This window comes from Accumulibacter sp. (assembly GCF_032229525.1).
GTDB lineage: Bacteria > Pseudomonadota > Gammaproteobacteria > Burkholderiales > Rhodocyclaceae > Accumulibacter.
In genome coordinates, this window is sequence record NZ_JAVTWB010000090.1 from 29,347 (window position 1) to 55,954 (window position 26,608).

The following is a 26,608-nucleotide window of genomic DNA, read 5'->3' on the forward strand; positions in this document are numbered from 1 at the left end:
CCTTTGCTGCCATCCATCTTCTCGATCACGCGGCCGTAGATGTCGTAGGCATCGGTGCCGTAACGCAGCTTGGCAAAGAAGAAAGCGAAGGGATCCGGGCTGGCGAAACGGGTGATGTTGAGGATTCCGACGTCGACTGCCGACAGGGTCACCATGGCCTGTTGCCCCCGGGCTTCGGGGACCCTGACCTTGACCTTGAGAGGCTGCTCCGGTTCCATTTTCTGGACCGCCTCGATGGCCACGGCGAGCTTGCGGCTACTGCGCTCGAGCGGCAGGTAGACCAGGCCCAGCGCTCTGGCAGGTGTCACCTTCTCGCCGCTGTTGCCGGGACGCAGCACCATTACCGAGACGTAAAGGTCGTGGCGCTGCCAGTCTTTGTCGATCGGGATGTCGATGGTCTTGCCATCGGCAGCGATGGTCAGCCGTTTTGCCCACAGCCCGCGGTCGCCTTCGACCGTCACCAGGGCTTCTCCAGCGTGTGGCGGGCTGATCGTCAGACGGGCGGTTTCGCCGACCGCATACGCGGGCTTGTCGAGTTTGAGCGCCACCCGGTCGGGGCGGACCCCCTGCGCCTCGTCGTCTTTCGCCGACCAGCCGGCGTAAAAGCGGAAGCGCGCCGTTTGCCCGCTCTCCGGATCAAGGATTTCGACCCGGTAGCGACCGTATTGGACCGGCAGGGTCAGCTTGCCGCGGCCGCCGGCGGGAAACGATACCTGCGTTGTCGCCACCAGTTCGTCGCTCTCGCTGAAACCCGAATGCCAGCCTCGCTGATCGTCGAAGCGCCAGTAGTAGCGCCGATTTTCCCGGAACAGTCGTACCGGCAGAGCCGTCCCGGCTTTCAGCGCGGCGCTCGCATCGGCACGAACGACCTCGAAATCGGCCGCCGAGCCCTCCCGCGCGTAGGCGCCGATGAACAGCGGCCGCAGTCCGACCAGCACCGGCGCCGGCCAGAAGACCCGTTCGATGCTGCGTACCACCGGCCGGCCACCGCTTTCGAGCAGGCTCAGCGTGGTGCGTACGGTGAACGGCGAGCGGCGCTTGGCCACCGCCTCCAGGTCGACGTCGACAGTCGCCTTGCCCTGATCGTCGATGGCTGAGGCGCCAAGCTCGCTGCGCGACTTGACGTGATCTTCGTCGGCATCACCGAAAATGAAGCCCGGCAGCTGCTGCTGCAGCGGATTGCGGTTGCGTTCGCTGGTCACCACGCCAACCAGGCTATTGCCGGCAGCGGGGGCGCCGTACAGATAACGGCCGCTGACCTCGATCCGCCATGTCGATTCGCCCAGCAGGCGTGCGTTGGTAGTGGCCAGGTCGAGTTTCATCCGTTCCGGCAGGAACTCCTCAACGGCGAATGGCATGCTGCTGGCGGCGATTTTCGACGCTGGGTCGGCGCGCAGTTCGAGCTGCCAGGAGCCGGTTGCAGCGTCGGTTGGCAACTCGATGGTGTGCCGGTAGTAAGCGGCGAAAGCCTGGTCGGGCTGCCAGGTCGCCGTCCACTGTGCCTTGCCGTCCGGGCGGCGGAGAGTTGCCTGAATTGGTTGCGGTGGTACCGGATGGCCATCGGCATCGCGTGCCATCACCGAAACGTCGAAGTGCTCGCCCGGCCGGTAGAGGTTGCGCCCGCTGTAGGCAAACAGGCGTACCGGCACGTAGGGCATGCCGGCGATGTCGAATTCGGCCAGGTCAAGCGCCGGCTCCCTGAGTGTGATCAGCGACATCTGTTCGCCCCGGCGGGCCATCACGACCCGCGCACCTGGCGGCCGCTCGGCAAAGTGGACGCGGCCATCGCCGTCACTCTCGCCGCGCGCCAGGGTCTTGCCACGGCGATCGATCCAGCTCACTTCGACGCCGGAGCGGGCCTTGCCGTCAGTCAGCGAGCTGATGTAGGTGTCGGCGCCGCCACCGCCATACTGGCGCAGGTGCAGACCCAGATCGCTGACATAGAAATAGGTCGTCTGGTAGTCGCCCCGGAAACGATTCGGTCGCGACATCACTGCCACGTAGACGCCGGGTTCGCGCAGGGCCGCGATGCTCTCGACCGGAATGAAGGTCACGCTGCGGCGATTGGCCTTCTGTTCGGTAAGAAAGCGGCCGACGAAGGCGCTGCTCGTCAGCTTGTGCAACTGGTCAAGTTCCCAGTAGCTGACCGCGCCTTTCAGCCGGGTGCCGCGGTCGTAGTAGCCTTCGCTCCCGTCGCCTTCGCTGTCTTGCCCATCGTCGGTTTCGCCAGAGGCGGACGTGGCGCGGCCGCCTCTGGCGATAACCTTTTCGAGGAAACTCGCCAGTTGATCCGGCTTGACCCTGAGAAACTGGATGTCCACTTCCGGCACGTTGACCGTGGTCACCGGCAGGCCACCATTCTGTGCTGCCGGCAGGACCATGCCGCGGCTGGCGAAGTAGAAGGCCGGCGTAACGGCAGCGGTGCGCACCGAGAAGCGGGCCTCCTGCTCGAGCTTGCTGCCGTTCCTGGCCATCAGACCGGGTTGCACGCGGATCACATAGCGTGTCTGTGGCTTGATCCGCGGGAAGAACAGCAGGTGCGGGTTGTCGCCGACCACCCAGGCGCCGCTGACCGGCTGGCCATCGGCGAGCGGCGTGTCAGCAGCCAGGCGGTTACTGGAAGCATCGGTCGCCGCCGCTCCGGGCTCCTCCTCCTCACCCATCCCTTCGTCTTGATCGCGCGTTCGGGTGGCCTTCGCTGCCAATGCGTCGGGTGGCATTTCCAGGACCTGGACGAACTGGTCGTAGCTTGCCTTGCTATCGAGGGGCAGGCTGAACGAGAGCGCCAGTGCCGGCGAGCCATCAAACTCGCGATGAGCGCCGTCGACCACTTCGAAGCGGACGCCAGCGGTGGCCGCTGTGCCCTGATCCTTCTTTGGCAAATGCCCGATGGCGAGAAAGCCGGCGATCGCCAGCGCTGCTGCTGCCAGCACGGCGAGCGCAGGCGCCCGCCCGCGTTGCTTGCTCTGTCTTCCGATGTGCATGACCTTCTCCGGGGAGGTGCTGCAGAGATTCTAGCAGGCGGGTCCCGGCGGGCGAGTGGTTGGTGACGAGAGGAATGGCTGCGGATGCCCCGGCGGGCGTCAGCTCAAGTCCGTGCCTCCCCCGGCGAGCAGTCAACCTGAAAGACCTCGCGGTCCTCAAGGCGAACGGCTGTCAGATGGCGGCCCCACAGGCAGCCTGAATCCAGTGCCAGCAGCTTGGGCTCGATTCTCAGCCCGAGAGCAGACCAATGGCCGGTGACCAGAACATCATCGGCACTGCGCCTGCCGGGAACGTCGAACCATGGCACCAGGCCCGCCGGAGCGCCGCTCAGTTCGCCCTTGGTCTCGAAATCCATCGCTCCGTCGGGTGAACAGAAACGCATTCTCGTCATGGCGTTGACGATGACCCGCAAACGCGGCCACCCGTCCAGGTCGTCGCTCCACGAGGCGGGTTCGCTACCCCACATGTTGGCCATGAAATCGAGGTAAGTCGGCCCGCTCAGTGCGGCCTCGACCTCCGCCGCCAGTTCACGCGCCTGATCTACCGTCCACTGCGCCAGAAGCCCGGCATGAACCAGGCAGAATTCGCCTTCGCGGTGACACAGGGGTTGGTGGCGCAACCAGTCGATCAACTCGTCGCGGTCGGGCGCGTCGAGAATCTCGTCCAGCGTATCGCCCTTGCTCCGTCGGTCAAATCCGGTGGCAGCCATTAACAGATAGAGGTCGTGATTGCCCAGGACGGTGATGGCGGATGGGCCAAGATCACGGACGAAGCGCAAGGTCTCCAGAGAGCGGGGGCCGCGGTTGACCAGGTCGCCAACCAGCCACAGGCGGTCGCTCGACGGATCAAAGCGACATTTTTCGAGCAGCTGCTGAAACGAGTCGAAGCAGCCCTGGATGTCGCCGATTGCGTAAGTCGCCATGCTATGCGGTCACGCGCCCTTGCTGCCAGCGCCAGGCATCGCTGCACATCTGCTCGATACCGCGTTGTGCCCGCCACCCCAGCAGATGTGCGGCCAGGGCGGGATCGGCGTAGCAGGCGGCCACGTCGCCCGGCCGGCGCGGTACCAGGGCGTAGGGAACGGGTCGCCCGCTGGCTGTCTCGAAGGCGCGCACCATGTCAAGTACCGAGTAACCACAACCGGTGCCGAGATTGACGGTCAGCAGCCCGCCTTTGTCGAGCAGGTAGTCGAGTGCCGCCAGGTGGCCTTCAGCGAGATCCATCACGTGAATGTAATCACGGACGCCGGTGCCATCAGGCGTCGGATAGTCGCTGCCAAAGACACTCAGCCGTTCACGCTTGCCTTCCGCCACTTGCGCCACGTAGGGCAACAGGTTGTTCGGTATGCCATTCGGCTCCTCGCCAATGAGGCCGCTGTGGTGGGCTCCGACGGGGTTGAAGTAGCGCAGGCGCGCAATCCGCCATTGCGGGTTCGCGCGCGCCAGGTCAGCCAGGATGTCTTCGACCATCAGCTTGCTGGCGCCATACGGATTGGTTGCCGAACGCGGAAAGTCTTCGCGGATCGGCACCGACGCCGGGTCGCCATACACCGTCGCCGACGAGCTGAAGATCAGCGTGTTCACGGACGCTTCGGCCATCACTTCGCAGAGGGCGATCGTCCCGCCGACGTTGCAGTCGTAGTAGCGCAAGGGCTGCGCGACCGACTCGCCAACGGCCTTCAGGCCAGCGAAGTGGATTACCGCGTCGATTGGCGACGCCGCGAAGATCCGGCGCAGCAGGCCATGGTCACGGACATCGCCCTTGAAAAAGGTCGGCCGTTGGCCGGAAATCTCGGCAATGCGATCCAGCACCTCGGGTCGGCTGTTGGAGAGATCATCGACAACGGTCACGTCATGGCCCGCAGCGAGCAGGGCGACACAGGCGTGGGAGCCGATATAGCCGCTACCTCCGGTGACAAGGATGTTCATGTTCTGGCCTCCTGGCTGGTTTGCCGATGTGCATTCTCTTCTCGTTGCGGGCGCCGGAACAGGCCTGCGCTCGACGCGGCGCGAGCCTGGTCGGACGCGCGTCGTGTCCTCGCCGAGCACTTGTTCGCGTGCTCACCGAATCAGTCGACAGCCCCCAGCGGCCAGAGCCCGTACCCGCAATCGCCGTCGTTTCGGTTCAAGCTGAGCAGCAGGCCGTCCGGCGGTTGGCTCGCGCCGGGGATGCCTACGATGTCGTTCTTCGGGCGTCAGAGCGACGGTGCAAGGCGGCCACGCAGCGTTCGGGTCGAAACTGCTCACCGCCGTCGCCAGGAGTTCCCCGGTGACGGCGTTTAGCAGGGTAGTGCGACGCATGGCAAGTTCGGCCGCGAACGGCCCGGACTTCTGGAGCCGGACGACCGCGAGCGAGCTTCCGTTACCGGGAAACGAGGAACTCGTCCCTTCGCCGTCCGTTGGCTTCGAGGCTGGTCAGCCAGTTTGGCGCCTTGCCGCGGCCAGACCAGGCTTCACCGTTCGGGCCACGATATTTCACGGCGACGGTGGTGCGTGTCGTCTTTCCTGCCAGAGCGCTGGCGCCCTTGAAGCCGCAATCGGCTGCAGTCAAGCCGTACTCGGCGATAAGCTGCTTTGCCTGCCCGATGGCTGCTGCCACTTCGGCGCGCCGAGCTTCCGCGATGCGTTGGTCCAAGGTCTCGCGTTGTACCAGTAATTCCTTGTAAGTCACCATACACTCCTCCAATAAAGCTGTTTCATTAGTGCGAAAGGTCATCAATTGCAATGGCCAGCAAATTTTCCGTCAAGCGGGAGGTTCATACCGCGTCTCCCACTCGACTTCTGGCGCTGGCAACCAGGTGATCGAGAACGTCGTGCGTGCGCTTGCCGGACGCCAGCGCACAGGGGTTTCCCGCCCTCTCACTGCATCGTCGGGCATCGGGCCACCGTCGCTGCGCAAGATTCGACCGGGTCATCGTCATCGCTGCGGTGACGGTGACGATTTCCGCAGCTCAGTGCTTTCGCCCTCCGGCCGTCCACGCAGCTCACGATAGCCGCCACCATGGAAGATCAGCGGCTCCCGGCCCTCGCCGCGAGCGAAGCGCAGCACGCGGCCGAGGAAGAGCAGATGATCGCCCCCCGGATGCTGGGCGTGGGTGGCGCACTCGAACCAGGCGGAGCAGCCCTCTATGAGCGGGACGTCGCCGAGTCCTTGGCTGGTCGCCAGGCCATCGAAACGATCATCCTCACGGCTGGCGAAGCGGTCGGAAATCCATTGTTGATCGGCCGCCAGCACGTTTACCGCGTAACGGCTGGCACGACGGAAAGCTTCAAGCCTGGGTGAGGCAGCCGACAGGCTCCAGAGGACCAAGGGGGGGTCCAGCGAAACAGAGTTGAAGGAGCTGATGGTCACCCCGATCGGTTTGCCGTCCGCGGCCAGCGTCGTAAGCACCGTGACGCCCGTGGCGAAGCTGCCCAGCGCGTCACGGAAGTCGCGGCAGACGAGATCCCGCGTTGCCAGCGCGTGACCCGTGTCACAGTTCTCGCACGGCAGTTCGGCTCGCGCGGCGAATGCGGTCGGGCATTCTGGAGCGCCAAGAGGCAGGCCCATCAGGCGGTCCGGAGCAGCGGTTCAGGCATGCTAATATTCAACGTTGGCAAAATGGTTGGTGAATGCACTGATCAGTGTCGAAATGCCCAATGGACATTTGGCGGTGATTATAAACATGAACGCAAGGCGATAACGGCAATGGATATTAAGATGCTCTTGCCATTCTGCCTCTCGCAGTCACCATTTCTAGCGGCGTCGGCAGACCGGCCGAACGGGCGATTATCGCCGCATAGTGTTTCGATGTCGAGCCGATTTTGATAATGGATTATGTGGAAGCTGTCAGACATCGTCCTGTGGCATGCGTTCAGGCGATCTTCTCGACCACTTGTCCAGGCACCCGCCCTGGCCGATACCTCCGATCTGCGTTGACGCGTGGCCGGGCGCATGGTTGACATCGCTGCGTCGGCCCGCTCAGGTTTTTCCCGCCGCGTGATTGGCTGGCAGAAAGCCAACGGCCGCCACGACCTGCCGTGGCAGCAGACAGGTGACCCGTACCGTATCTGGCTGTCGGAAATCATGCTGCAGCAAACGCAGGTGCAAACGGTGATTCCGTATTACGCTCGTTTCCTGGCTCGTTTCCCGACACTTTCAGTGCTCGCCGGGGCGCCGGTCGATAGCGTCCTCGAGTTGTGGTCCGGGCTCGGGTACTACGCACGGGCGCGCAATCTGCACCGCTGCGCGCAAACCGTGCTTGTCGAGCGGGCGGGCAAGTTCTCTGCCAATCCGGAAGAAAATGCGAGATTGCCGGGGATCGGCCGTTCGACGGCCGCTGCCATCAGTGTCTTCGCCTTTGGTCGCCAGGCCGCCATCCTCGATGGCAATGTAAAACGCGTTCTCGGTCGCTGCTTCGCTGTCGAAAGCGGCTCATCGGCCGCCCAGGATGAACGCACGATGTGGGCGCTCGCCGAATCTCTGCTGCCGGCCAGCGGCATCGAAAGCTATACGCAGGGGATGATGGATCTGGGTGCGGCGGTGTGCCGGCGTAGCAAACCTGCCTGTGGCGCCTGTCCGCTACAGGAGATCTGCATCGCACGTCGCGACGGTCGCCAGGCCGAACTGCCGCAACGCCAGGCGAGACCAGCGCTGCCGCAGCGGGTGAGCAGCGTGCTGCTGCTCACCGACGGGCGGCGGGTGCTGGTCGAACGACGGCCGCCGATGGGTATCTGGGGTGGTCTGCTGAGCCTGCCCGAAGAGCCCGGCCAAGGTGCCGAAGGCTTTGCCCTGCGGCACGGTTGTCGTCTGCTGAGCACCCGGACACTGGCGCCGATCCGCCACAGCTTCACCCATTTTCGCCTGATCATCCAGGTGCTGCGATGCGAGGTGGAAGTGCTCAGCGGCGGAGTCAGCGAAACTGCTGTGGAATGGTTGCCGCTCGAGAACGTTGCGGCGGCGGCCTTGCCGGCGCCGATCAAGCGGCTGCTGCTGGCTGCGCGTTTGGGACGCTGATCGGGCAACCTTCCGGCGCGCCCGCGTGCCGGTCAGAGCGCACCATTCTTCAGGCGCCGTTCGAGCTCTTCGACCGGCAAGGGGCGACTGAAAAGAAAGCCCTGGTACCCGTCGCAGTCGTGCGCATGGAGAAATTGGCGTTGCGCTTCGTTTTCCACGCCCTCGGCAATTACCTTCAGTCCCAGGCTGTGGCCCATGGTGACGATGGTCTGGGCGATTACCGCGTCGCTCTGGTTGTCAGGGAGACGGCTAACGAAGGCGCGGTCGATCTTGAGCTGGTCAAGGGGCAGGCGAGTCAGGTAGGAGAGCGAGGAATAGCCGGTGCCGAAGTCGTCCATCGAAAAGGTGACGCCCAGCTTCTTGATGGCAACCATCTTGGCTATCGTGTCGGCAACGTTGTCGAGCACCAGACTCTCGGTCAACTCGAGTTTCAGGCGGGCTGGTTCGGCAGCGCTGGAACTCAGAATCTCGCCGAGTTGTGCAACGAAATCGGCTTGACGGAACTGGCGCGCGCTGACATTGACCGCAATCTGCAGCTCACGAGTCCGCGCGTCGAGCGACCACGTCTGCAGTTGCGCGCATGCAGTTTCCAACACCCAGCGCCCGATCGGCACGATCAGTCCAGTGTCCTCGGCGAGCGGGACGAATCGGCCTGGCGGGATCTGCCCATGTTGCGGATGCTGCCAGCGTAGTAGTGCTTCGGCGGCAAACACGCGGTGCAAAGCGTTGACCTGTGGCTGGTAATGCAGGACGAACTGCTGCCCTCGCAATGCCCGATGCAAATCCTCTTCGAGTTGCCTCCGCTCGCTGGCCAGCGCGTTCATGCTGGTGGTAAAGAACTGCATGTTGTTGCGCCCGGCTGCTTTCGCGTGATACATCGCTGCATCGGCATTGCGCATCAGAACCTCGACGCTCTCCCCGTCTCCAGGGAACGCAGCAATGCCGATGCTCGAGGTGGTGTGCAGGCTGTGCCCCGCGATGTGATAGGTCTGCGACAGGGCATGGAGTATTTTGCCGGCCACGCGCTCGGCGGCGACCGCGCCGGCGCCGGTCAACACAACGACAAATTCATCACCGCCCAGCCGTGCCACGACATCGCTCTCGCGCACACTGGTGCGCAGCCGCTGCGAGACCGCCAGCAACAACTCGTCGCCGACGTGGTGACCAAGGGTATCGTTGATGTTCTTGAAGCGATCGAGATCGAGGAACATTACCGCCAGCCGACCGCTTTGGCCGTCCCGTCGCGCCGCAGCGAGCGCCTGATCCAAGCGGCCCTGCAGGTTGGCGCGGTTGGGCAGGTCGGTCAGAGTATCGAAATGCGCGAGGTGGCTGATCTTTTCTTCCGCGGCTTTGCGTTCGCTGATGTCGCGCCAGAGGGCATGCAGAATGACCTCGCCACCGAGGGTGATCGAAGTCAGTGTCACCTCGACCGGGACCGGCGAGCCGTCTGCCCGCAGGGGTGTCCACTCGAAGCGGTGGTAGCCGAAGCGACCAACGGCGGCGATCATGGCCGCCGCTTTCTCGTCTGACGGCTGTCCGTCGGGTTGGCAAGGGGGCGATATTTCGGCCGGGCTGCGGCCGAGAAGCTCGGCCTTGGAGCTGTATCCGAGCAGTTCCAGCGCAGCCGCGTTGCAGTCGATGAACTGTCCATCCTTGAGCAACAACAGGGGGTCCTTGGCATCTTCGAAGAGTCGGCGAAATGCCTCTTCGCTCTCGCGCAACGCCTGGTCCGCGCGCAGGCGCTCGGTGACGTCTTCCTTGACCGCCAGGTAATGTGTCACCTCACCGTGATCGCTGAAAACCGGCGAGATCGACGCGCTTTCCCAGAACAACTCGCCGTTCTTCCGGCGGTTGTGGAGAAGTCCGCTCCAGACCTTGCCATCGCTCAGGGTGTGCCACAGCTCGCGATAGGTTTCCGCAGGGGTTTCGCCGGACTTCAGGAAACCTGGGTCGCGGCCGATGGCTTCGGCGCGCGAGTAGCCGCTCCCGCGGGTAAAACTCGGGTTGACGTATTCGATCTCGCCCCGGCGGTTGGTGATGACGATCGCCACCGGGCTTTGTTCGATAGCCTGTCGCAGCCGCTGGGATTCCTCCTCTGCCTGGCGACGTTCAGAGACGTCGGCGAATACCCAGATGCTTCCTTCCTGCGGCTGGCAGGGGTCGATCGCGCGGCCAGTCAGGACTCCCCAGAACAGGCCTCCGTCCTTTCGCCTGAGCATCAATTCGGTAGTGAATTCACTGCCTGCGGCGACGACGGCGTAGGCTTCGGCGCCGACTTTCTCAAAGATCTCGCGCGACGCATAGAAGTTCTCTGACGACTGGCCGAGCAGTTCGCCTGGTTCATAGCCGAAAAGTTCTTCGAGACGGCGATTGCAGGAAACGACTCTGCGGCGTTTTAGGTGCACTATGCCGACCATCGCGTTGCCGAGCAGGGTTTGCATTTCCGCCAGCAGTTGGCGGTTGCGTTCCTCCATCTGCTGGCGCTCGCTGAGGTCTACCAGGACGTTGGCGATGATCGGCGCTTCGCCGGGCGCGTTGCGGACGACGAACAGCGTGTGGATGGTCGGAATCGTCCTGCCGTCGAGTGCTGATAGATTGATTTCGCCCGTCCACTGGCCCGCGTCAAATACGGCAGGAAGCACCTCCTGCTGCAATCTGTGCCAGTTCTCCGCGCTGTAGAAGCGATCAAACGAGTAGTCGCTGCAAGCCGCCTCCGCTGGCAAATCGAGTAGCCGGCGCAGGGCCGCGTTGGCATAGAGGAGCGTTCCGTCCGGATGCGCCATACCGATTCCCTGCCCGGCGTTGTCCACCAGGCGCTGGAATATCTCCAGCCGCTCGCCCTTGGCGCGGAGCCGGCGTTCACTGTCGACCAGGTCGGTGAGCACCTGCGCCTCGCGCTGCTCGCTGCGCCACAGGCGAAGCATCAGCCCGCAAAGAAGCGCGAGGAGCAGAAAGCCAGAAATACCGACTACCAGCGCGCGGGTCCGCCAGCCGGCCAGTACGTCGTCGCGGCTGACGCCGATAATGAAGTAGAAGGGATAGCGCTGCAGCCGGTGAAAGCTGTAGATACGCTCTATGCCGTCGCTCTGGGCGGCGAATTGCAGCGTTGCAGCTGTCTCGCCTGAGCTCATTCGCTGGCGAACCGGGTGTTGCGGCTTGAGTGGCTGGTTGACCTCGCTGGCTATATGCGGCCAGCGGACGACCAGCCGCTGGTCGTCGCTCCGCCGCAGGACGATCGAGCCCGTGCCGCCGAGATCGAGCGCGCGGAAAATCTCCTGATAGCGGGCGAGATCAAGCACCGCGGTGACAATCCCGAGAAAGGCGCCGTGATCGTCCTGCAGGGCGCGCGCAACGATCAGGCTGGGCCGCTCCGTGGCGCGCGAAATGATGACTTCGGAAAAGACAGGTCCAAGCTGCGGCTTTTCGCGCAACATGCGGAAATAGTCCCGGTCGACCACCTTGATCTGAGGCGCGTTGCCCTGGTCCGAGCTATAGAGCAGATCGCCGCTGGCGTCGAAGATGCGCAGACCAGACAGTTCCTCGAAGTTGAGCAGGTAGGCATCGAGTTTGCCGTTTATCGCGCCCGCGTACTCGACTGAAGCCTGCGGGTTCAGTGCCCGGGCCGGGGTGCTGCCGACCAGCGCCTGCAGAATGGCATCGGTGCGGCGGAGGGTGGCATCGAGGCGGGTTTCAAAGATCGCGGCATAGTTACGCGTCGTCGTTTCGGCAGCGTGAATCTGCTCGCGATAGTTCAGCCAGAGCTGGTAGGTCAGAAGCTGCAGAACGACGAGTAGCAGAACGCCGAGGGCGATCAGCAGCGCCTTGCGTTGACTGCCGAGAGTGGCGAGTGGATTCACTGATGCCATCCGGCGATAGTGCAAGAGTTCGCCGACGAAGACAAGGAACCAGCGGCGCTGTCGCGGCTCGGGTCGAGTCGCGTTGTAGACGCGTGACGGCGTTGGCTCACGGCCGCACCGTTTCAGCTGGTCCAGAACCCAGTCTGCCGATCGCCCAGCGTCCGAAACCAACGCCGCCCGCTAGCGTCACGAAGCCGGCCGCCCATCCCGCATGGCTGGCGCGGCCGTAGGCGTCCAGTGCCACGCCAAAAGCGACCGGACCAACGAAGCCGCCGGCGAAGCCGATTGACGAGTACAGGGCGAGCGCCGTACCGCGCCTGTCGGGAGGCGTCTCGGTAAGCAGGCCAGCGGTCAAGGCAGCTGAATCGAGGTTCATGCTCGCCGCGTAGACGAGGATCAATGGCACCAGCAGATCGCTGGACTGGCCACCCGAGAAGCCGACAAGCAGCGCCAGCGCGAACGACAAGGGCATGACGGTTTTCAGCCAACGAATGCGTCCCCAGCGCTGCGCGCCTTCGTTGCCGAGAATGCTGGCGGGCACCGCGAGGAAGGTTGCCAGGGCGGCAATCAGTCCTGGCATGCTGGTCAATCGATCCGGTGCGTTGGCGTGAGTCCAGGCAAGGTAGGCCACCAGCCAGCTGCGAAAGCCGAAGAGCTCCCAGTTGTGACCGAAGTAAGCGCCGCAGAAAGCCAGGATGCGTCGGTCGCGCAAGACGCTCCGCCAGCGGTCGTGCCGGACCTCGGTTCTGGCGGTCATCTCGCCCGCTGAAATACCTCTCCAGACGAGTAATACGGCCAGCGCTGCACATGCCGCAGCGACGGCGAACAGCCGGGGCCACGACAGGAAACTTTGCAAGAGTTCGATCCAGAAGTATGACAAGCCCGCGCCGACGCCAAAGGTGGCGGTATAGAACGCTGTGCCGCGCGACTGTGCGGCTGCCGGCAGCCGGTCCGTGAGCGCCTTGAGACCCGGCATATAGGTTCCGGCAAGGGCCAGGCCGGCCAGCCACCACCAGAGCAGGGCTCCGGCAAAACTATTGGCACAAGTTGCGAAGCCTGCCAGGGCCGCCCCGCTCAAGGCGGCGCTGGCAATGTAGACGCGGCGCGCGTCAATGCGATCGGTGATGCCGACGAGGACCGGTACGGCGACGATGTAGCCGAGGAAGAAGACGCCGCCGAGCCAACCTGCTTCGGTGGCGGACAAGGACCACTGTTCCGACAGCTGTGGCAACAGCGACGGAACCAGCGCAAAGCCGGCCATCGAAGCGGTTTCAGCGCCACAAAAGATGGCCACCAGCGTCACCGATGAGCGTGCGGTGGTCATTGCCGCGCTTAGAGGATCAGCCTGCGTTGCGACAGATAGCTCGCCAGGGCTTCCAGTCGCACGGCCGGATCATCGAGTTCAAGCAGTTTCTGGCGGGATTTCGCATCCAGTGGCAGGCGCTCGCTCAAGCGATAGCCGACCCAACTGGCGTCGTCGAAGGCATGCGGTTTCGCTATTGCCTCGCGAGTGCTGTCGTTGGCCATCCTTTGCAGCAGCGAGCCCAGCCCTGCCAGTGCTGGTGGCAGCGATTGCCGTTCGCTCTCGCCAAACAGCTCTACCTCTGCGCGCAGCAAGCCGCCAGGCGTAACGGTCCGGGTCTTGATCCGGAAACGGTGCCCGCCGCGCACTTCCAGCAACATGATGCCGAGTTGTGGCATGTCGACCTTGACCATGTGCGCCAGGGTGCCGACCGGGTACGGCTCTGCCGGCGCGCCGACTTCGTGGCCGCTGGCGATCAGACAGACGCCAAAGGCAGACTGGTTTCGCATGCAGGCTGCGACCATGTCGAGATAACGCTGCTCGAAAACCTTGAGCGCCAGTTCACCACCCGGGAACAACACCGCGCCGAGCGGGAAAAGCGGGATCTCCAGTGTTTGCCGTCCGTTGGCAATATCAGCCGGGATCATTGGCGTGCCCCGGCTCGCCCCAGCGCGGCATCAGCGTATGCGGCACCCGCAGTTGATCGAGAATGCGGGCGACGACAAAATCAACGATGTCCTCGACGCGTTGTGGATGGTGATAAAACCCCGGGTTGGGCGGCAGGATCACCGCTCCGGCACGCGACAGCCGCAACATGTTTTCGAGATGGATGGTCGACAGGGGCGTTTCACGGGGCACCAGGATCAGCAGGCGGCGCTCTTTGAGGACGACGTCGGCCGCTCGTTCGATCAGCTTGCTCGCCAGGCCCTGGGCAATGGCCGCCAGGGTGCCCATCGAGCATGGGCAGACGACCATCGCATGCGGCGGGTTGGAACCGCTGGCGACCGGCGCAAACCATTCCTCGCGGCCGTAAACCCGAAGCGTGCCGGGCAAGGTGCGGTAGCGCTCGCGCAGAGCAGCTTGCGTATCGCTGGCGCGCGTTGGCAGGTCGAGCGCCATTTCCTGCCTGGCGACGATTTGCGCCGCCTGCGAGTAGAGGAGCTGAACCCGGCAGCCGGCTGTCAGCAGGCATTCCAGCAGGCGTATGCCGTAGGGCATGCCGGAGGCGCCGGTGAAGGCCAGGCAGACGGTTTCAGGCATGTTCTTCGACCTCGGACGGGTTGGGTGGCAACTCCTGCAGCAGGCGGGCGGCAAGCAGGCCGTTGATGATACCGAAAGTGAGCGCAGCGACAGCGAAGAAAGGTATCAGCAGGAACAGGCCGTTATGGGGAATCAGCCACAGCCTCGCCAGAACCAGCTGGCCTCCGATATGGGCGAAAGCCGCCAGGATGCTCCAGCTCACCGGCCCGAACCAGCGCTTCGGCAGGCGAATGGCGAGGGCCAGCGTGAGCAGGCTGAACAGCGCACCAGTAAGGCTCATGAAGAAGCCGGGTGAGAGAAAGTAGCCGAGCAGCAGGCCGCCGGCAAAGACCCGCAGGCCGCTGACCCAGGCTGCTGCGCCCCAGCCGTAGCGCGCCAGGACGATCAGGGTGACGATATTGGCCAGCCCGGGTTTGACTCCTGGCAGGGGCAGCGGGATCGCGGCGTCGATCAACGACAGTCCGATGGCGGCTGCCGCCAGCTGGGCGATGCGATGGTCTTCAGGCGTTGTTTTGAGCTGTACGATGCGCTTGCTAGCGGGCATCTGGTTCAGCTTTGCCGTAGGCAGCCAAGGAAGCGCGCGTCGGGTGCTTGTCGGCGGGCTGGTGTCCGACGGACCGGGCGGCCATCGCGCGCGGCAGCATTGGCGAGCAAGCTTTGTACAGGGCTCAGATCAGTCGTACCGTCAGTTCGCCGACACCGGTCACGCCTGCTTCGAGGACGTCGCCACGCACTATCTTCGACACCCCGGCCGGTGTCCCGGTGAAGATCAGGTCGCCCGGTGCGAGAGCGACGTAGGTCGACAGCTTGGCGATCACCTCGGCGACTTTCCACGACATCTGCTCGAGATCACCATGCTGTCGTGGCTGGCCATTGACCTTGAGCCAGATCGTACCGCGGGCTGGATGGCCGACGCTTGAAACGGGTTGGATCGCAGTGATCGGCGCGCTGTGATCGAAGCCCTTGCCCATGTCCCACGGCTGGCCCTTCTCCTTCGCCGCCAGCTGCAGATCACGTCTGGTCAGATCGAGGCCGACGGCGTAACCGTAGACCCACTCGAGCGCCCGCGAGGGCTCGACATCAGCGCCACCGCCAGTCAGGGCGACAACCAGCTCGACCTCGTGCTGCAGGTTGCTGGTCGCCGGTGGAAAAGGTACGTCGCCGCCGCCGGGAACCAGCGCGTCGGTCGGTTTGCTGAAGAAGAACGGCGGATTGCGACCGTCAGCGCCCATTTCGGCTGCGTGATCGGCGTAGTTTTGTCCGACACAGTAGACGCGGCGAACCGGGAAGCTTGCGTCACTACCGGCGACGGGAAGGCTCACCGGTGGGGCGGGCGGAAAGACGTAGCGCATGATTGCTCCTTGTGGTTGAGGGCTTCAGACCGGATTGTCGATGTCGACGAACTGACAATCGAGGCCGAAACGTTGGCCCAGGTGTTGGGCGAGTGCCTGCACGCCATAGCGTTCGCTGGCGTGGTGACCGGCGGCCAGGTAGGCGACGCCGGATTCACGCGCCAGATGTACGGTCTGCTCCGAGATTTCGCCGCTCAGGTAGAGGTCGACGCCGAGCGCGATGGCCTCCTCGAACAGGCCCTGCGCGCCACCGGAGCACCAGCCGACGCGGTTCACCAGACGTTCGCCGTCGCCGATGGCCAGGGGTGCACGCTGCAATTCCACGGCCACTCGTTCGGTAAGCGCCGCCAGGGTCAGCGGGGTCTCCAGGCGCCCCAGCCAGCCGACATCCTGCTCGCCAAAGCGACCGTCGGCAAGCCAGCCGAGCCGCCTGGCCAACTGCGCGTTGTTGCCGAATTCGCTGTGGCTGTCGAGAGGCAAGTGGTAAGCGATGAGGTTGATGTCGTATCGCAGCAGGGTCTGCAGGCGCGCCTTGCGGATGCCCGTAACGCGGCCGTCCTCGCCGCGCCAGAACCAGCCGTGATGAACCAGGATGGTGTCGGCATCGCGCGCCACTGCCGCATCGAGCAAGGCCTGGCTGGCCGTCACTCCGGCGACCAGGCGGCGGACCTCAGGGCGTCCTTCCACTTGCAGGCCGTTTGGGCAATAATCCCGAAAGCGACCTGCGTCCAGGAGGTTGTCCAGGTAGCGTGTCAATTCTTCGCGTTTCATTCACTGGCTCCGGTTTTGCCCATGCGCAGGTTCTGGCTGATTTTTGCACAAACGGTGACGGTTAGTCTCGCCGTTCTCTTCGTGGTCAGCACGCTCAAGCCGGAGTGGCTGGGCAAAGGGCTGACCCGGGGGGCCAGCATCGTGGCCCTGCAAGAGTCGGCACGCGGGGTCTCACCGGTGGTCGTTGTGTCGTCGTATCGGGAAGCGGCCAAGAAGGCGTTGCCGTCCGTAGTGCATATTTTTACCTCGCAGAAGGTCAAGGCACGTCGTCACCCCTTGCTCGACGACCCGGCATTCCGCCACTTTTTTGGCGACGGGGCCGAGGGTGATGGTCCGAGCACTTCTGGGCTGGGCTCGGGGGTCATTGTCAGCCCGAACGGCTATGTTCTCACGAACTTCCATGTTGTCGAAGCGGCCGACCAGATCGAAATTGCTCTCAGCGATGGTCGTAGTCTGAGCGCACGCCTCGTCGGCAGTGACCCCGAGTCCGACATCGCCGTGCTGCAAATTACCGACGATAACGGCAAGACCGTGTCTCTGCCGGCGATCACTCTCGGAACGATGGACGATGTCGTGGTCGGGGACGTGACCCTGGCGATCGGTAATCCTTTCGGCGTCGGGCAGACGGTGACCATGGGAATCGTCTCCGCCTTGGGCCGCTCACACCTGGGGATCAATACCTTCGAGAGCTTCATCCAGACCGACGCGGCGATCAACCCGGGTAATTCGGGGGGCGCGCTGGTGGACAGCCAGGGTAACCTGATCGGCATCAACACGGCCATTTACTCACGGTCGGGCGGCTCGCTCGGGATCGGTTTCGCGATTCCGATCTCGATCGCCAGAGACGTCATGGAACAGATCATCCAGACGGGGACCGTGACCCGTGGCTGGATCGGCGTCGAAGCGCAGGAAATAACCGTCGATCTGGCCGAGTCCTTCGGTCTGCCCGATACCAAGGGCGCGCTGATTGCCGGCGTTTTGCGCGGCGGCCCGGCCGATGCGGGGGGAATCAAGCCCGGCGACATCCTGCTCGCGGTCGGCGGCAGGCCGGTCACCGATCCACAGGGGATGCTCGCTCTGATCGCCGGCCAGAAGCCCGGCGAGACGATAGGGTTCCAGTTGCGCCGCCAGAACAAGCGGCTCGACACCACCGTCAAGATCGGCAAGCGGGCGCCGCAGCCCCGCGAGCGCGAGTAGTCGGAGAAAGCCCATGTGTCAGTTGCTCGGCATGAACTGCAACGTGCCGACCGACATCTGTTTTTCCTTTGCCGGATTCCAGGCGCGCGGCGGGGCCACCGACGTGCACTCGGATGGTTGGGGAATAGCCTTTTTCGAAGGTCGCGGCACGCGTTTGTTCCTCGACCCCCAACCGTCCAGTACATCGCCGGTTGCCGGTCTGGTACGCAGCTATCCGATCCATTCGAAGAACGTCATCGCGCACATCCGCAAAGCGACGCAGGGTGTGGTCGCGCTGGAAAACACGCATCCCTTCATGCGCGAACTCTGGGGACGTTACTGGATCTTTGCGCACAACGGCCATTTGCCCGATTTCGCGCCGAAACTCGACGGCAGTTTCACGCCCGTTGGCCAGACCGACAGCGAGCGAGCCTTCTGCTGGTTGTTGCAGAACCTGGCTCGGCGTTTTGGCAACGCGCTACCCGATCCGGCGACCTTGTTCGAGGCGCTGCATCAACTGACGCTTGATCTGGGCGCGCACGGCGCCTGCAACTACCTGCTGTCGAACGGGGACTGCCTGTTCGCCCACTGCTCGACGCAACTGACCTACATCGTTCGTCAGGCACCGTTTGCCGTCGCCCACCTGCATGACCAGGATTTGACCATCGATTTCCGCGATGTGACGACGCCGGATGATCGTGTCGCCGTCATCGCCACCGTTCCGCTGACCGACAACGAATGCTGGACGACGATGCCGAAAGGGAGCTTGTGGTTGTTCGAGGCCGGCCTGCCGGTCAGGCATCGGCTCACCGTCGCCGGGCCGGAAAAAGCGGCTTGCTGACACGCTAGCTGCCCGCAAGTGGCCGCCAGGGTCCATGGTGGCGAAGAAAGATTCCATCGCGACCAAAGTCAGGCCTCGGGTTTGTGGTCGCCGCCCTGCTGATCACCAAGGTCGCTGACCGCCTTGTTCATCTCGTCGGCGGTCAGCGGCGTCCACTCGTTCGATGGATTGCCGGCGGTGGCAGGCGCAGTTTGATCGTCTTGCATGTCGCCAGGGTGTCGCCGCCTGGCGACGAAGCGCGCCATGAGCAAGCCGAGCTCAAAAAGCAGGCACATCGGAATGGCCATCATCAACTGCGAGATGACGTCCGGCGGTGTAAAGATCGCTGCGACGACGAAGGATCCGACGATCACGTAGGGGCGCCACTCCCTGAGCTTGGCGAGGTCGACAATGCCGGCGTATACCATGACGACCACCAATACCGGTACCTCGAAGGTTACCCCGAAGGCCATGAAGGTGGTCATGACGAAGGACAGGTACTTCTCGATGTCGGTCATCCAGGCGACACCCTCCGGCGCCACCTTGGCCATGAAGCCGAAGACCGTCGGAAAGACCAGAAAATAGGCGAAGGCCATGCCGACGAAGAACAGCAGGACACTTGCCGCAACCAGCGGCAGCGCCAGTCGCTTCTCGTGGGAATAGAGCCCCGGCGCGACGAAAGCCCAGAGCTGATAGAGCACGTAGGGCAGGGCGACCAGGAAAGCGACCATCAGTGCCACTTTCATCGGCACCAGGAAGACGCCGACGACATCGGTGGCGATCATCTGGCCGCCTTGCGGCAGGGTCGCCAGCAGGGGTTGCGCGAGCAGCGAGTAGAGTTCTTTCGCCCAGGGGAAAAGGCAGACGAAGACGAGGCCGATGGCGATCAGCGCTCGTATCAAGCGGTCACGCAACTCGACGAGATGCGAAAGAAATGAGTCTTCGTTCTCGCTCATCGCGTGCTCAGACCGTGCCGATCGGCTTGTCCGGGCCACCGACAATGGCCGGTGGGTCGGCTGCCGGCGGCGAAGCATCGGTCGGCGCGGCACCCGGCGTCGCTGACGGCTGTTCGACTGTCGGCGGTAGCTTGGCATCTTCGCGGACCGCTTGCGCGGTCTGCTGCAGCGCTTGCCGGGCCGCCTGCATCTCGCTGCTCACGCTTTGCTCGACGCTGCGGGCGGATTCCTGGATCTCGGCCCGCAGCTTTTTCAGTTCGTCGAGCTGAATTTCGCGGTTGATATCGGACTTCACATCACTGACGTAGCGCTGCAGACGGCCCAGCAGGTGTCCGGCCGTGCGTGCCACCTTGGGCAGCCGCTCCGGACCGATCACGACCAGCGCCACGACAGCAATCAGGATCATTTCGGAAAAGCTGATATCAAACATCGGCGGCCAGTGGAGTAGGGGACGAACGGTACACCGCGTGATCGGCAACCGAATGGCATGGTACGACGCGGCGTGATCCCCTTGCCCGTGGCGGTCGTAGCGAAGCCATATCGTTGCGCACGGTCAGCTCTTGGTCTTTTCCCGGACCTCGCCCTCGATCGTCTGGCCATCCTTGACCTGCTGCTGCTGCTGCGGCGCTGGCGGTGAGGCCTCGGCCGTGGGGTCCTCGGCCGCCGCATCCTTGATGCCGTCCTTGAATCCCTTGACTGCACCGCCGAGATCGGAGCCAAGGCCGCGCAGCTTCTTGGTACCGAAAACCAGCAAGACGATGATCAGGACGATCAACCAGTGCCAGATGCTGAAAGAACCCATGTCAGGCCTCCAATAAGGTGAGATTCGGCAGCATTGCTTGCCGCCGGCGCATTCCGGCGCCGCTTCGCGGCGAGTGCTGCCGGTCAGACACGCTTGAGCATCGGTCCAACCGGTTCGCTTCCGCCGACGATATGCGCGTGCAGATGCTGCACTTCCTGATGGCCGATGACGCCGGTATTGATAATCAGGCGGAAGCCGTCCGGGCTCCCCTGCTCAGTCGCCAGGCGGTTGGCGATGGCGAGCATGCGGCCGAGAACCGGCAGGTCGGTCTCGGTGCTGCTCGCCAGCGAGGTGATGTGACGTTTGGGAATCACCAGGATGTGCACCGGGCGCGCCGGCTTGATGTCGTGAAAGGCGAAGATTTCGTCGTCCTCGTAGACTTTGCGCGACGGGATCTGGCCGGCCGCGATCTTGCAGAACAGACAGCTATCCATGGCTCAGCTCTTCCGTGCCTTTTTTTCGTCAATTCCCGAGACGCCTTCGCGCCGCCGCATTTCCTGCAGGACGTCCTCGATCGACAGGCCATAAAAGGCGAGCAACACCATCGTGTGGTAGAGCACATCGGTCGATTCCCAGACCACATGCAGGCGATTGCCCTCCTTGCCGGCCATGATCAGTTCGGCAGTTTCTTCGCCGATCTTCTTCAGAATCGCGTCTGGCCCCTTGGCCATCAGCTGCGCCGTATAAGAGGTTTCAGGGTCTGCCTTGCGGCGCGCCAGCAAGGTATCCGAGATCCGGTGCAGCATGTCCATGTTCATTTACCGTAAATATCCTTGGGGTCTTTGAGTACCGGGTCGACCGCAACCCACAGGCCCCCGTGCAGTTGATGGAAAAAACAGCTTTCGCGACCAGTGTGGCACGCGATACCGCCTTGCTGATCGATCGATAGCAGCAACACATCTCCATCGCAGTCGGTCCGGATCGAGCGTACCCGCTGCGCGTGGCCGGATTCCTCACCCTTTCGCCACAAGCGCTGGCGTGAACGCGACCAGTATACCGCGCTACCACTGTTAACCGTTTCCTGCAGTGACTGCCGATTCATGAAAGCGAACATCAGCACGCGGCCGCTACCAGCATCCTGAGCAATCGCTGGAATCATACCCTGCTCGTCCCACTTGAGGGCCTCGAGCCACGGTTGGCCGGGGTCAAGGTCACTCACAGGCGGACCTCGATGCCGCGCTCGCGCATATACGCCTTGGCCTGTTGAATGGTGTATTCGCCAAAGTGAAAGATGCTCGCGGCGAGAACAGCGTCAGCATGGCCTTCCGAGACGCCTTCGGCGAGGTGCTGCAGATTGCCTACGCCGCCGCTGGCAATCACCGGGATGTCGACGGCGTCGGATACCGCAGCGGTCAGCGCCAGATCGAAACCGTTACGCGTACCGTCACGATCCATGCTCGTCAGCAGGATTTCGCCGGCACCGAGTTGCTGCACGCGGCGCGCCCATGCGATGGCGTCGATACCGGTGTTGCGGCGTCCGCCATGGGTGAATACCTGCCATACGCCCGGTGCCAGTTGTTTGGCATCGATCGCTACGACGATGCACTGATTGCCGACCTTGGCCGATGCTTCGGCAACGAGGTCCGGGTTCTCGACCGCGGCGGTGTTCATGCTGACCTTGTCGGCACCGGCATTCAACAGCCGCCGCACGTCGGCGACCGCGCGTACGCCGCCACCGACCGTCAGCGGAATGAATACCTCCGCTGCGCACGCCTCGACGACGTGCAGGATGATGTCACGCTGATCCGACGACGCCGTGATATCGAGGAAAGTGATTTCATCGGCACCCTGTTCGTCATAGCGGCGGGCGATTTCCACGGGGTCGCCCGCATCGCGCAAGGCAACGAAATTGGTGCCCTTGACGACGCGACCCGCAGTCACGTCAAGGCAGGGGATGATGCGTTTGGCCAGGCCCAAGGTCTGCTAGCGCAGTGAGGTGGTCGGGACGGTGCGGCGATCAGGGATTTGTCGCACGATCGGCTTCCGCCTGTGCCGTGGCGAAATCAAGGGATCCATCGTAGATCGCGCGGCCGGCAATGGCGGCGCTGATCCCCTCCTGTTCAACCGCGCAAAGCGCCCGGATGTCGTCGATGCTCGAAAGGCCGCCACTGGCGATGACCGGAATCAACAGCGCCTGGGCAAGGCGGACCGTCGCCTCGATATTGATGCCGGAGAGCATGCCGTCACGGCCGATATCGGTATAGATGATCGCTTCGACGCCGTAGTCCTCGTATTTTTTCGCCAGATCGATGACGTCGTGCCCGGTCATCTTCGACCAGCCATCGACGGCAACCTTGCCGTCGCGAGCATCGAGGCCAACGATGATGTGGCCGGGGAAAGCGCCGCAGGCGTCATGCAGGAAGCCAGGGTTCTTGACCGCGGCGGTGCCGATGATCACGTAACTGACACCGTCGTCGAGGCAGCGTTCGATGGTATCGAGATCGCGGATGCCGCCGCCGAGTTGCACGGGAATGTCATCGCCAACGGCCTGCACGATCTCCCTGATGGCGTTCTCGTTTTTCGGCTTGCCGGCAAAGGCGCCGTCGAGGTCGACCACGTGCAGGCGACGAGCACCCTGTGACAGCCAGTCGCGAGCCTGCTCGCCGGGAGAGTTGGAGAAGACCGTCACCTGGTCCATGAGGCCCTGTTTGAGACGGACGCATTGTCCGTTCTTGAGGTCAATCGCGGGAATAATCAACATGTTGGAAGCACGAGTGAGATGAGTTGAAAGGCGGGAGAGTGAGGGCCAGGCGCCGGGAGCATGACAGTGGTGCTCGGTCAGGGTTTCCAGGCGATGAAGTTGGCCAGCAGGGTCAGCCCGTCGGCGGCGCTTTTTTCCGGGTGGCACTGAATGGCGAAGATATTATCCCGAGCCACCGCACTGGTAAAGGGGATGCCATAGTCGGTCGTGCCGACCACGCACTCGTGGTCGAGTGGGTCTACGAAATAGCTGTGGACGAAATAGAAGCGCGCGCCATCGGCGATGCCCTTCCACAGGGCGTGCTCACGGGCGTGCCTGACCTCGTTCCAACCCATGTGTGGCACCTTGAGCCGGTCGCCATTGGCATCGCACATCGCTTCCGCCGGAAAGCGTCGGACACCGCCTTTGAGTACGCCCAGTCCGGGTACATCGCCTTCCTCGCTATGCTCGAAGAGCATCTGCTGGCCGATGCAAATGCCGAGAAAAGGCTTGTTTTTCGCCGCCTCCAGCACTGCCGCGCGCAAGCCGCGTGCCTCGATTTCGCGCATGCAGTCTGGCATTGCACCCTGGCCGGGGAAGACCACGCGTTCGGCCGCAGTGACCGCTGCCGGGTCCGACGAGACGAGGACCTGACGTCCGTCGGCGACGTGCACGAGCGCCTGCCAGACCGAGCGGAGGTTGCCCATGCCGTAATCGATGACCACGATCGCCCCTTCCGGGGCGCCGGTCTTTGGCATCAGAGCGTGCCCTTGGTCGACGGAATGCTGCCGCGGGCCCCTGGATCGACTTCGACCGCGACTCGCAGCGCGCGGCCGAAAGCCTTGAACACCGTTTCGGCCTGGTGATGTGCGTTGTCGCCGCGCAGATTGTCGATGTGCAGGCTGACCAGCGCGTGGTTGACCAGGCCCTGGAAGAATTCGTGCACCAGATCGACGTCGAAGGCGCCAATCATGGCGCGCGTGAAGTCGACGTGAAACTCCAGGCCAGGTCGGCCAGAGAGGTCGATCACCACCCGCGAAAGCGCTTCGTCGAGCGGCACGTAGGCATGTCCGTAGCGACGCAGGCCTTTCTTGTCGCCCAGTGCCCTGGCCAGGGCCTGGCCGATCGTGATGCCGATATCCTCGACGGTGTGGTGCGCGTCGATGTGCAGATCGCCCTGGGCTTTGACGTCGAGGTCAATCAGGCCGTGACGCGAAATCTGCTCAAGCATGTGATCGAGGAAAGGTACGCCGCTGGCGTAGTTGCCCTGGCCGCTGCCGTCAAGGTTCAGGCGAACGGTGATTCGGGTTTCGAGCGTGTTCCTGGAAACTTCTGCTTGCCGCATCATGACACCGTCACAGGGTGGAAGGAGCTGTCGAGTCTGGGAAGAGATTCGGGCTTCGGGCTGGTGCTGGCAGCGCTGGCGATGATCAGCCAACGCGCATCAAACCGAAGGATCGCATGATACCATTTCGCGCTTCCCTTGCATCCGACGTGGGCAGCCTTTCATGAGCCGCTACTGGAGTTCTCTCGTTCATCGCCTGACGCCGTACGTGCCGGGCGAGCAGCCGAAGTTGTCAAACCTCGTCAAGCTGAACACCAACGAGAATCCGTACCCACCGTCAGCACGGGTCGCTTCGGCGATTGCCGACGAACTGGCGAATGGCGGCGCGCTGCTGCGGCTCTACCCCGATCCAGGGGCCGAGCGCCTCAAGGAAGCGATCGCCACTCGCTTTGCCGATGCTGGCATCACAGCGCAGCAGGTTTTCGTCGGCAATGGCTCCGACGAGGTGCTGGCGCACGTCTTCATGGCGCTGCTCAGGCACCCGTTGCCGATTCTTTTCCCGGATATTAGCTACAGCTTCTACCCCGTCTATTGTGGTCTGTACGACATCGCTTATGCGACCGTGCCGCTCGATGACAATTTCGCGATCCGCATCGAGGACTACAAATCGGACAATGGCGGCATCGTGATCGCCAATCCCAACGCGCCAACCGGTTGTTTTCTGCCGTTGGCCTCGATCGAGCGCTTGCTCAGCATGCACCGGCAGTCGGTGGTGGTCGTCGATGAGGCATACGTAGACTTCGGCGGCGAGTCGGCTATCGCCCTGATCAATCGCCACCCGAACTTGCTGGTGGTGCACACGCTTTCCAAAGCGTATTCGCTGGCTGGCCTGCGTGTCGGCTACGCCGTTGGTCAGAGTGAACTGATCGAGGCGCTCACAAGGGTCAAGGACAGCTTCAACTCGTATCCGCTCGATCGGCTGGCGATTGCCGGCGCGGTTGCGGCGATCGCTGATCGGGAGCACTTCGAAGGAACGCGGCAAGCGGTCATGCGCAGCCGCGAGGCGCTGCGCGGCGCGCTACTGGAACTGGATTTCGAGGTTCTACCGTCGTTTGCCAACTTCGTTTTCGTTCGCCACCCACGACACGACGCCGGCGAACTCGCCGCCGCCTTGCGTCAGCGCGGAATCCTCGTGCGTCACTTCAAGCTGGCGCGCATTGATCAGCACCTGCGCATCACCATCGGCACCGACGCCCAGTGCGCGCACCTGATCGAGGCCTTGCAAGAGATTCTCCACTGATCGTCCGCGGCGCTGGTCGCCGCCGTGTCGTTCAGCTGTCGATGCGATACTCGGCCGACCTGGCGTGCGCCGGCAAGCCCTCGCCATGCGCCAGCGTTGCGGCGATGCGGCCCAACGTTTTCGAAGCCGCCTGTGAAACGCGGATCAGGCTGGTGCGTTTCTGGAAATCGTAGACACCGAGCGGTGAGGAGAAACGGGCGCTGCCGGAGGTCGGCAAGACATGATTCGGGCCCGCGCAGTAGTCGCCAAGTGACTCCGAGGAGTAGCGGCCGATGAAGATCGCTCCGGCGTGATGGATCTTTGCCACCCAGGCTTCGGCATCGTCCAGCGATAGCTCGAGGTGCTCGGGGGCGATCCGGTTGGCGATCCGGAAAGCCTCATCGAGATCGCGTACCTGGATCAGCGCGCCCCGATTTTCCAGTGCGGCACGAATCACCTGCCGACGCGGCATGGTCGGCAAGAGCGCTTCGAGGGAGGCGGCGACCCGCTCGATATAGGCGGCATCCGGACAGATGAGTATCGACTGTGCCAGTTCGTCGTGCTCGGCCTGCGAAAAGAGATCCATTGCCACCCAGTCGGGGTCGGTATGGCCGTCGCAGATGACCAGTATCTCCGACGGGCCGGCAACCATGTCGATGCCGACAACGCCGAAGACGCGGCGCTTGGCGGCGGCGACGTAGGCGTTGCCGGGGCCGACGATCTTGTCGACCTGGGGAACGGTCTGCGTACCGTAGGCGAGCGCGGCAACGGCCTGCGCGCCGCCAATGGTGAAAACGCGGTCGACCCCGGCCAGCGCCGCCGCGGCGAGCACCAGCGGGTTGTGCTCGCCAGCCGGCGTCGGTACCACCATGATCAACTCCTTGACCCCGGCGACCTGGGCGGGAATGGCGTTCATCAGCACCGATGACGGGTACGAGGCCTTACCCCCTGGCACATAGAGTCCGACCCGGTCGAGCGGCGTCACTTTCTGACCCAGCATTGTGCCGCGCCCGTCCGCGCTGTCGTCCTCGTATTGCCAGCTTTGCAGGGGCTGCCGCTCGTGGTAGCTACGGATGCGGGCGGCGGC

General features: G+C 63.5%; 27 protein-coding genes. 4 read left to right on the forward strand and 23 right to left on the reverse strand.

The features are described 5' to 3' along the window. From RUW20_RS05500 to RUW20_RS05520, 5 genes are all read right to left on the reverse strand, one after another. On the reverse strand, window positions 1–2,984 hold a 2,984-nt coding region (locus RUW20_RS05500; protein WP_313951188.1), incomplete at its 3' end, for an MG2 domain-containing protein. 104 nt (window positions 2,985–3,088) lie between these two features. After that, a complete protein-coding gene (locus RUW20_RS05505; RefSeq protein ID WP_313951189.1) occupies window positions 3,089–3,907 on the reverse strand; it encodes a symmetrical bis(5'-nucleosyl)-tetraphosphatase in 819 nt (272 codons plus the stop codon). A gap of 1 nt (window position 3,908) precedes the next feature. Then, window positions 3,909–4,913 carry a UDP-glucose 4-epimerase GalE gene (gene galE / locus RUW20_RS05510; protein ID WP_313951190.1) on the reverse strand — a complete coding sequence of 335 codons (1,005 nt, stop codon included), beginning with the start codon at window positions 4,911–4,913 and terminating at the stop codon, window positions 3,909–3,911. A 433-nt stretch (window positions 4,914–5,346) separates the two neighbouring features. Further along, window positions 5,347–5,700: an H-NS histone family protein gene (locus RUW20_RS05515; protein WP_313951240.1), complete on the reverse strand. Its 354-nt coding sequence runs from the start codon at window positions 5,698–5,700 to the stop codon at window positions 5,347–5,349. A 201-nt stretch (window positions 5,701–5,901) separates the two neighbouring features. After that, complete coding sequence (locus tag RUW20_RS05520; RefSeq protein WP_313951191.1) at window positions 5,902–6,534, reverse strand: flavin reductase family protein; 633 nt, start codon at window positions 6,532–6,534, stop codon at window positions 5,902–5,904. A gap of 384 nt (window positions 6,535–6,918) precedes the next feature. Between RUW20_RS05520 and mutY the strand changes: the two genes are divergently transcribed. After that, window positions 6,919–7,980: an A/G-specific adenine glycosylase gene (gene mutY / locus RUW20_RS05525; RefSeq protein ID WP_313951192.1), complete on the forward strand. Its 1,062-nt coding sequence runs from the start codon at window positions 6,919–6,921 to the stop codon at window positions 7,978–7,980. Window positions 7,981–8,012: 32 nt separating this feature from the next. Here the strand turns inward: mutY and RUW20_RS05530 are convergent, their stop codons facing one another. The 7 genes from RUW20_RS05530 to RUW20_RS05560 form a co-directional block, all read right to left on the reverse strand. Beyond that, window positions 8,013–11,837, reverse strand: a complete 3,825-nt coding sequence (locus RUW20_RS05530) for an EAL domain-containing protein (protein WP_313951193.1) — start codon at window positions 11,835–11,837, stop codon at window positions 8,013–8,015. Between the two features lie 106 nt (window positions 11,838–11,943). Further along, the gene (locus tag RUW20_RS05535) at window positions 11,944–13,161 is read right to left on the reverse strand and encodes an MFS transporter (RefSeq protein WP_313951194.1); all 1,218 of its coding nucleotides are present in this window, start codon (window positions 13,159–13,161) and stop codon (window positions 11,944–11,946) included. 8 nt (window positions 13,162–13,169) lie between these two features. Beyond that, window positions 13,170–13,787 (reverse strand): LON peptidase substrate-binding domain-containing protein, encoded by a 618-nt coding sequence (locus RUW20_RS05540; RefSeq protein WP_313951195.1) that lies wholly within the window; start codon window positions 13,785–13,787, stop codon window positions 13,170–13,172. Further along, the gene (locus tag RUW20_RS05545; protein WP_313951196.1) at window positions 13,774–14,400 is read right to left on the reverse strand and encodes a flavin prenyltransferase UbiX; all 627 of its coding nucleotides are present in this window, start codon (window positions 14,398–14,400) and stop codon (window positions 13,774–13,776) included. Before RUW20_RS05545 ends, RUW20_RS05540 begins: the two co-directional genes overlap by 14 nt. Further along, a complete protein-coding gene (locus RUW20_RS05550; protein ID WP_313951197.1) occupies window positions 14,393–14,944 on the reverse strand; it encodes a Gx transporter family protein in 552 nt (183 codons plus the stop codon). The genes RUW20_RS05545 and RUW20_RS05550 overlap by 8 nt, the downstream gene beginning before the upstream one ends. Before the next feature lie 124 nt (window positions 14,945–15,068). Beyond that, window positions 15,069–15,752 carry a fumarylacetoacetate hydrolase family protein gene (locus RUW20_RS05555; RefSeq protein ID WP_313951198.1) on the reverse strand — a complete coding sequence of 228 codons (684 nt, stop codon included), beginning with the start codon at window positions 15,750–15,752 and terminating at the stop codon, window positions 15,069–15,071. Window positions 15,753–15,776: 24 nt separating this feature from the next. Further along, window positions 15,777–16,523: a Nif3-like dinuclear metal center hexameric protein gene (locus RUW20_RS05560; RefSeq protein ID WP_313951199.1), complete on the reverse strand. Its 747-nt coding sequence runs from the start codon at window positions 16,521–16,523 to the stop codon at window positions 15,777–15,779. A 21-nt stretch (window positions 16,524–16,544) separates the two neighbouring features. Here RUW20_RS05560 and RUW20_RS05565 point away from each other — a divergent pair, with 21 nt between their 5' ends. Both RUW20_RS05565 and RUW20_RS05570 read left to right on the forward strand, forming a co-directional pair. Then, window positions 16,545–17,720 carry a trypsin-like peptidase domain-containing protein gene (locus RUW20_RS05565; protein ID WP_313951200.1) on the forward strand — a complete coding sequence of 392 codons (1,176 nt, stop codon included), beginning with the start codon at window positions 16,545–16,547 and terminating at the stop codon, window positions 17,718–17,720. A 13-nt stretch (window positions 17,721–17,733) separates the two neighbouring features. Then, complete coding sequence (locus tag RUW20_RS05570; RefSeq protein ID WP_313951201.1) at window positions 17,734–18,540, forward strand: class II glutamine amidotransferase; 807 nt, start codon at window positions 17,734–17,736, stop codon at window positions 18,538–18,540. A 68-nt stretch (window positions 18,541–18,608) separates the two neighbouring features. Here the strand turns inward: RUW20_RS05570 and tatC are convergent, their stop codons facing one another. From tatC to hisB, 10 genes are all read right to left on the reverse strand, one after another. Continuing rightward, window positions 18,609–19,475, reverse strand: coding sequence for a twin-arginine translocase subunit TatC (gene tatC, locus RUW20_RS05575; protein WP_313951202.1), 867 nt, complete (start codon window positions 19,473–19,475; stop codon window positions 18,609–18,611). A gap of 7 nt (window positions 19,476–19,482) precedes the next feature. Further along, window positions 19,483–19,905, reverse strand: a complete 423-nt coding sequence (gene tatB, locus RUW20_RS05580; RefSeq protein WP_313951203.1) for a Sec-independent protein translocase protein TatB — start codon at window positions 19,903–19,905, stop codon at window positions 19,483–19,485. Window positions 19,906–20,028: 123 nt separating this feature from the next. Beyond that, window positions 20,029–20,277, reverse strand: a complete 249-nt coding sequence (tatA, locus tag RUW20_RS05585) for a Sec-independent protein translocase subunit TatA (RefSeq protein ID WP_313951204.1) — start codon at window positions 20,275–20,277, stop codon at window positions 20,029–20,031. Between the two features lie 83 nt (window positions 20,278–20,360). Beyond that, window positions 20,361–20,711 carry a histidine triad nucleotide-binding protein gene (locus RUW20_RS05590; protein ID WP_313951205.1) on the reverse strand — a complete coding sequence of 117 codons (351 nt, stop codon included), beginning with the start codon at window positions 20,709–20,711 and terminating at the stop codon, window positions 20,361–20,363. 3 nt (window positions 20,712–20,714) lie between these two features. Next, window positions 20,715–21,035, reverse strand: a complete 321-nt coding sequence (locus RUW20_RS05595) for a phosphoribosyl-ATP diphosphatase (RefSeq protein WP_313951206.1) — start codon at window positions 21,033–21,035, stop codon at window positions 20,715–20,717. Next, on the reverse strand, window positions 21,032–21,436 hold the full coding sequence (gene hisI, locus RUW20_RS05600) for a phosphoribosyl-AMP cyclohydrolase (protein WP_313951207.1): 405 nt from the start codon (window positions 21,434–21,436) through the stop codon (window positions 21,032–21,034). The genes RUW20_RS05595 and hisI overlap by 4 nt, the downstream gene beginning before the upstream one ends. Beyond that, window positions 21,433–22,194 carry an imidazole glycerol phosphate synthase subunit HisF gene (gene hisF / locus RUW20_RS05605; RefSeq protein ID WP_313951208.1) on the reverse strand — a complete coding sequence of 254 codons (762 nt, stop codon included), beginning with the start codon at window positions 22,192–22,194 and terminating at the stop codon, window positions 21,433–21,435. The genes hisI and hisF overlap by 4 nt, the downstream gene beginning before the upstream one ends. A gap of 40 nt (window positions 22,195–22,234) precedes the next feature. Next, window positions 22,235–22,978: a 1-(5-phosphoribosyl)-5-[(5-phosphoribosylamino)methylideneamino]imidazole-4-carboxamide isomerase gene (gene hisA / locus RUW20_RS05610; protein WP_313951209.1), complete on the reverse strand. Its 744-nt coding sequence runs from the start codon at window positions 22,976–22,978 to the stop codon at window positions 22,235–22,237. A gap of 77 nt (window positions 22,979–23,055) precedes the next feature. Continuing rightward, window positions 23,056–23,715: an imidazole glycerol phosphate synthase subunit HisH gene (hisH, locus tag RUW20_RS05615; protein ID WP_313951210.1), complete on the reverse strand. Its 660-nt coding sequence runs from the start codon at window positions 23,713–23,715 to the stop codon at window positions 23,056–23,058. After that, window positions 23,715–24,302, reverse strand: coding sequence for an imidazoleglycerol-phosphate dehydratase HisB (gene hisB, locus RUW20_RS05620; RefSeq protein WP_313951241.1), 588 nt, complete (start codon window positions 24,300–24,302; stop codon window positions 23,715–23,717). Before hisB ends, hisH begins: the two co-directional genes overlap by 1 nt. Before the next feature lie 163 nt (window positions 24,303–24,465). Between hisB and hisC the strand changes: the two genes are divergently transcribed. Beyond that, window positions 24,466–25,542, forward strand: coding sequence for a histidinol-phosphate transaminase (gene hisC / locus RUW20_RS05625; RefSeq protein WP_313951212.1), 1,077 nt, complete (start codon window positions 24,466–24,468; stop codon window positions 25,540–25,542). A gap of 31 nt (window positions 25,543–25,573) precedes the next feature. Here hisC and hisD read toward each other — a convergent pair. Then, a partial coding sequence (gene hisD, locus RUW20_RS05630; protein WP_313951213.1) for a histidinol dehydrogenase occupies window positions 25,574–26,608 on the reverse strand: 1,035 nt, incomplete at its 5' end.

Coding starts and splice junctions, on each gene's coding strand:
- RUW20_RS05545 (WP_313951196.1), bottom strand. CDS start 14,400: ATGCCTGAAACCGTCTGCCTGGCCTTCACCGGCGCCTCCGGCATGCCC.
- RUW20_RS05550 (WP_313951197.1), bottom strand. CDS start 14,944: ATGCCCGCTAGCAAGCGCATCGTACAGCTCAAAACAACGCCTGAAGAC.
- galE (WP_313951190.1), bottom strand. CDS start 4,913: ATGAACATCCTTGTCACCGGAGGTAGCGGCTATATCGGCTCCCACGCC.
- RUW20_RS05560 (WP_313951199.1), bottom strand. CDS start 16,523: ATGAAACGCGAAGAATTGACACGCTACCTGGACAACCTCCTGGACGCA.
- mutY (WP_313951192.1), top strand. CDS start 6,919: ATGGTTGACATCGCTGCGTCGGCCCGCTCAGGTTTTTCCCGCCGCGTG.
- tatB (WP_313951203.1), bottom strand. CDS start 19,905: ATGTTTGATATCAGCTTTTCCGAAATGATCCTGATTGCTGTCGTGGCG.
- RUW20_RS05565 (WP_313951200.1), top strand. CDS start 16,545: ATGCGCAGGTTCTGGCTGATTTTTGCACAAACGGTGACGGTTAGTCTC.
- RUW20_RS05520 (WP_313951191.1), bottom strand. CDS start 6,534: ATGGGCCTGCCTCTTGGCGCTCCAGAATGCCCGACCGCATTCGCCGCG.
- RUW20_RS05535 (WP_313951194.1), bottom strand. CDS start 13,161: ATGACCACCGCACGCTCATCGGTGACGCTGGTGGCCATCTTTTGTGGC.
- RUW20_RS05505 (WP_313951189.1), bottom strand. CDS start 3,907: ATGGCGACTTACGCAATCGGCGACATCCAGGGCTGCTTCGACTCGTTT.
- RUW20_RS05540 (WP_313951195.1), bottom strand. CDS start 13,787: ATGATCCCGGCTGATATTGCCAACGGACGGCAAACACTGGAGATCCCG.
- RUW20_RS05595 (WP_313951206.1), bottom strand. CDS start 21,035: ATGAACATGGACATGCTGCACCGGATCTCGGATACCTTGCTGGCGCGC.
- hisC (WP_313951212.1), top strand. CDS start 24,466: ATGAGCCGCTACTGGAGTTCTCTCGTTCATCGCCTGACGCCGTACGTG.
- RUW20_RS05555 (WP_313951198.1), bottom strand. CDS start 15,752: ATGCGCTACGTCTTTCCGCCCGCCCCACCGGTGAGCCTTCCCGTCGCC.
- hisA (WP_313951209.1), bottom strand. CDS start 22,978: ATGTTGATTATTCCCGCGATTGACCTCAAGAACGGACAATGCGTCCGT.
- tatA (WP_313951204.1), bottom strand. CDS start 20,277: ATGGGTTCTTTCAGCATCTGGCACTGGTTGATCGTCCTGATCATCGTC.
- hisB (WP_313951241.1), bottom strand. CDS start 24,302: ATGCGGCAAGCAGAAGTTTCCAGGAACACGCTCGAAACCCGAATCACC.
- tatC (WP_313951202.1), bottom strand. CDS start 19,475: ATGAGCGAGAACGAAGACTCATTTCTTTCGCATCTCGTCGAGTTGCGT.
- RUW20_RS05590 (WP_313951205.1), bottom strand. CDS start 20,711: ATGGATAGCTGTCTGTTCTGCAAGATCGCGGCCGGCCAGATCCCGTCG.
- hisH (WP_313951210.1), bottom strand. CDS start 23,715: ATGCCAAAGACCGGCGCCCCGGAAGGGGCGATCGTGGTCATCGATTAC.
- RUW20_RS05515 (WP_313951240.1), bottom strand. CDS start 5,700: ATGACCTTTCGCACTAATGAAACAGCTTTATTGGAGGAGTGTATGGTG.
- RUW20_RS05570 (WP_313951201.1), top strand. CDS start 17,734: ATGTGTCAGTTGCTCGGCATGAACTGCAACGTGCCGACCGACATCTGT.